Annotated in this window: 2 protein-coding genes; both read right to left on the reverse strand. The window is 71.6% G+C overall.

What is annotated here, in order from left to right; genetic code table 11:
- On the reverse strand, nt 1-332 hold a 332-nt coding region (locus ACQRUO_RS39490), incomplete at its 3' end, for a hypothetical protein (protein ID WP_428321010.1).
- 29 nt (nt 333-361) lie between these two features.
- A partial coding sequence (locus tag ACQRUO_RS39495) for an EndoU domain-containing protein (RefSeq protein WP_428321011.1) occupies nt 362-1075 on the reverse strand: 714 nt, incomplete at its 5' end.

The raw sequence follows: 1075 nt of genomic DNA on the forward strand, positions 1-1075 counted from the left end.
CCGCCCGCCGGCGCCGCCCCCGCCGGCGCCGCCCCCGCCGGCGCCGCCCCCACCGGCGGGCCGGCGAGGAAGGCGTAGGCGAGCTCGACCCGGTCCGTGATCGCCAGCTTCGCCACGTCGAGGGCGGCGGGGTCGTCGGGCAGGGTGGCGAGCAGCTCGATCTCGGCCGGGGTGACCGGGGTCCGCCAGTACTCCAGGCCCGCGAGGAGGGTGTCCTCCAGCACGGCCCACTCGCCGGCGCCGGCGTAGCCCCACAGGCTGTCGAGCGTGTCGTCGTCCAGCCGGCCGGTCAGCCGCCGCAGGAGCAGGACGGCCGTCTCCTCGTACGTCAAGGTTGCTGGTCCTTTCGGGTGTGCTGCCATCACGATAGCCAGACCGCGTCCGGCGGGACCTGGCCCTCGCGCGACAGGACGTTGCCGTCCTTGTCGACGACGACCTTCCAGGGGTCACCGGTGGCCTTGTCGACGCCCTTGAACGTCGAGATGCCGGTCTTTGAAGCCGTCGAGACCGACCAGCTGTCCTGGGACAGCACGTGGCCCTGGCCGTCCGTGACCACCTTGATGATGCTGTCCTTCTTCTTGCCGATGAACGTCCAGTCGCCGTTGCCCCCGAGCGCCGGGTTGCTGTAGCGCGGGGACGAGCTCGGCGAGGCGACGTTGGGGCGCTGCGGCGACGGCGGGTTGAAGATCAGGTCCTTCCCCGCGACCGGGAACGCGGTGCGGATCTCGCCGTCGTCCAGGACGATCACACGGATCGTGACCCCGTCGCGCGTGCCCTCCTTCTCCCAGCTCATGCGCATGTTGCCGTGGGCGTCCTTGGTGGGCTTGGGGCCGTGGGTCACCGTGCCGTTCTTGGCGACGTCCAGGCTCTCGTCCATGATCTTCTTCGGGGTCCAGGACTTGGGGAACTCGGTCTTGTTGGGGATGCCCGTCCCGGCGAGGTGGCCGCCCTGCTTGCCGCCGTCCCCCTGCAGGATGTGCTTCTCGGACTCCGGGCTGTGGTGGATCTTCCCGGGGGGCGGCAGCGGCGGGGGCGGCGTGTGACCGCCACCGCCGCCACCCCCGCCGGTGTGACC

The organism is Kitasatospora sp. LaBMicrA B282, from assembly GCF_050325825.1.
In the GTDB taxonomy this organism is placed as follows: domain Bacteria; phylum Actinomycetota; class Actinomycetes; order Streptomycetales; family Streptomycetaceae; genus Kitasatospora.